The organism is Thermoanaerobaculia bacterium, assembly GCA_035717485.1.
In the GTDB taxonomy this organism is placed as follows: domain Bacteria; phylum Acidobacteriota; class Thermoanaerobaculia; order UBA5066; family DATFVB01; genus DATFVB01.
Genome location: DASTIQ010000327.1, coordinates 1 through 3,022, shown reverse-complemented (window position 1 = coordinate 3,022; position 3,022 = coordinate 1). Strand labels below are relative to the sequence as shown.

Sequence of the window (3,022 nt, the reverse complement as noted above, 5' to 3'; positions counted from 1 at the left end):
GTCTCCGCGGAGACGTCGGCCGGCATCCGCCAGTCGCCGCGCGGCGAGAGCGCGACGGTGCCGACCTTGGGCCCGTCGGGCATCGCGTTTCGCTTGTACTGGTTGGCGAAGAACCGGGTCACGAACGTCCGCAAGGCCTTGATCCGGACTTCCTCCGGGTAGACCCCGTCGAACGCGCGCCCCGCCAGGAAGAGGAGTTTCTTCGGCGGATCGCCGCCTCGCAGGAAATGGTACAGGAAGAAGTCGTGGAGCTCGAAGGGGCCGAGGATCTCCTCGGTCTTCTGGTGAATGATCCCGCCCCGGGAGGGAAGGAGCTCGGGGGAGACGGGAGTCTCGAGGATGTCGGCCAGCACGGCCGAGAGCGCCCCGGAGCCGCGCCGGGCGAACCAGGCGACCACCTGCCGGACGAGCGTTTTCGGAACCGACGCGTTCACGTCGTACATCGAGATGTGGTCGCCGCCGTACGTCGACCATCCCAGGGCGATCTCGGAGAGGTCGGCGGTGCCGATCACGATCCCCGCCTCCGCGTTGGCGAGATCCATGAGGATCTGCGTCCGTTCGCGCGCCTGCGCGTTCTCGAACGTCCGGTCCGGATCGCCGGAATGGCCGATGTCCCGGAGGTGCCGCGAGACGGCGTCGTCGATCGCGATTTCCCGGAGCTCGGCGCCGAGCGCGCCGGCGAGCTTCCGGGCGTTCTCACGGGTCCGGTCCGAGGTGCCGGGGCCCGGCATCGCGACCGCCAGGAGCGACCGCGGCTCGACGTTCATGTCCGCGAGCGCCCGCGCGCAGACGAGCGCCGCGAGCGCCGAATCGAGTCCTCCCGAGAGGCCGACGACGGGACGGAGCCGGGAGAGGTGCCGCAGCCGCCGGACGAGCCCGCCGGTCTGGATCTGCACGACCTCCTCGCAGCGCGCGTCGAGCGTCGCCGGGTCGGCGGGGACGAAGGGCGCCGGTTCGATCCTCCGGGTGAATCGGCGGGAGGCCGCCGCCTTCTCGGAGACGGTCACCGTGCGAAACCGCGCGGAGCTCGCGGCGGCGGCATCGGCGAAGCTGCCGGTCCGGTCGCGGTCGGCGGTGAGGCGGTCCACGTCGACGTCGGTGACGGTGAGCGTCGGGCCTTCCTGGAAGCGCCGGTCCTCGGCGAGGATCGCGCCGTTCTCGGCGATCAGGGCGTGGCCTCCGAACACCAGGTCCGAGGACGACTCCCCCGGTCCCGAGGACACGTACACGAGCCCCGCGAGACAGCGGGCGGACTGCGCCGCGACGAGATGGGTGCGCCGGTAGTCGCTCTTCCCGATCGTCTCGTCGGAAGCCGAGAGGTTCAGCAGGATCTGCGCGCCGGCGAGCGCCTGCGCCGACGACGGCGGGGTCGGCACCCAGAGGTCCTCGCAGATCTCGATGCCGACGACGACCTCGCGCTCCCACGCGGCCCGGAAGAGCAGATCGCGGCCGAAGGGCACCGTTTCGCCGGCGACGTCGCAGTCCCCGCCGTCGACCGCGGCGCCCGACACGAACCACCGTTTCTCGTAGAACTCCTTGTAGTTCGGAAGGAACGTCTTCGGGACGATTCCGGCGAGCTTTCCCCGCGAGTACACGAGCGCCGCGTTGAACAGCATCCCCCGGTAACGCCATGGCGCCCCGACGACGGTGACGAGGGATCGGGGGAGCGCGCCGGCGAGCTCCCCCGCGGCGTTCCGGACCGCCTCCTCGAGCCGCTTCTGCAGGAAGAGATCCCCGCAGGTGTACCCCGAGATGGCGAGCTCGGGAAAGACGACGAGCCGGGCGCCGTCCTCCTCGGCCTTCGCGGCGAGCGCCGCGATTCTCTCGGCGTTCACGTCGGGCCGCGCGGGGGCGCAGAGGGGCACCGCGGCGGCGACCCGGACGAAGCCGAACTCGGCGGGAGAGCGCACGCCGGGATTATTTCACGCCCGACGCGCTTAGAATCGGCTCGATGGCGCGGCAAACGCACGTGGACGCGCGGGGAAACGCGCGCATGGTCGATGTCGGGGAGAAACCGGTCACGCGGCGGGTCGCCGCGGCGCGAGGGGAGGTGCGCCTGTCGAGGGAGGCCTACGCGGCGCTCGCCCGGGGCGCGCTCGCCAAGGGCGACGCCCTCGCGGTCGCCCGGATCGCCGCGATCCAGGCCGCCAAGCGCACGTCGGAGATCGTTCCGCTCTGCCACCCGGTTCCCCTCGACGGGATCTCGGTCGAGATCGCGCTCGACGCGAAGCGCCGGTCCGCCGCGATCTCGGTACGGGCGACCACGGAAGCCCGGACGGGCGTGGAGATGGAAGCGCTCACGGCGGTCGCCGCGGCCGCGCTCGCGATCTACGACATGGTGAAGGGAATCGACCGCTCCTGCCGCATCGCCGAGATCGCGCTCGTCGAGAAGAGCGGCGGGCGCTCCGGGACCTGGTCGGCGGCCGGGCGGAGCCCGCGGCGGAAACGATGATCCGCGCGGCCGTCCTCACCGTTTCCGACGGCGTCGCGTCGGGAGAGCGCGAGGATTCGGGCGGCCCGGCCCTCGCCGCCGCCTGCCGGGAGGCGCTCGGGGCGGAGATCGGGGAACTCGCCGTCGTTCCGGACGACCGGGCGGCGATCGCCGAGAAGATTCGCCGGTGGAGCGCCGGCGGTTTCGACCTGATCCTGTCGACGGGAGGAACCGGCGTCTCGCCGCGCGACCGGACCCCGGAGGCGTTTCGCGACGTGCTCGACCTCGAGATCCCGGGCCTCGCGGAAAAGATGCGCGCGGAGACCGGACGGGCCCTTCCGGCCGCGTATCTCTCCCGGCAGGTCGCCGGCATCGCGGGCTCGGCCCTCTGCATCGCGCTCCCGGGATCCCCCCGCGGCGCCGTGGAGTGCTTCCTCGCGGTCGCGCCCCTCCTGCCCCACGCGATCGCGCTCGCGCGGGGGGAACGGGCGGCCCATCCCCGATCTCAGCCGGGCGGCGCCGGGTAGAGGTTTCCGCCCCGGATCAGCTCGTCGATCCGTCCGGCGGGAACGGCTTCGCTGAAGAGGTGCC

3 protein-coding genes are annotated in these 3,022 nt (G+C 72.3%); 2 read left to right on the top strand and 1 reads right to left on the bottom strand.

Going from position 1 to position 3,022, the window contains the following annotated elements; genetic code table 11:
* Positions 1-1,910: NAD(+) synthase (locus tag VFS34_17220; GenBank protein ID HET9796191.1), on the bottom strand; the 1,910-nt coding region annotated here is incomplete at its 3' end.
* Between the two features lie 41 nt (positions 1,911-1,951).
* Here VFS34_17220 and moaC point away from each other — a divergent pair.
* Together moaC and VFS34_17210 are read left to right on the top strand one after the other, a co-directional pair.
* On the top strand, positions 1,952-2,452 hold the full coding sequence (gene moaC, locus VFS34_17215) for a cyclic pyranopterin monophosphate synthase MoaC (protein ID HET9796190.1): 501 nt from the start codon (positions 1,952-1,954) through the stop codon (positions 2,450-2,452).
* Positions 2,449-2,958, top strand: coding sequence for a MogA/MoaB family molybdenum cofactor biosynthesis protein (locus tag VFS34_17210; protein HET9796189.1), 510 nt, complete (start codon positions 2,449-2,451; stop codon positions 2,956-2,958). The genes moaC and VFS34_17210 overlap by 4 nt, the downstream gene beginning before the upstream one ends.
* Positions 2,959-3,022: the final 64 nt, after the last annotated feature.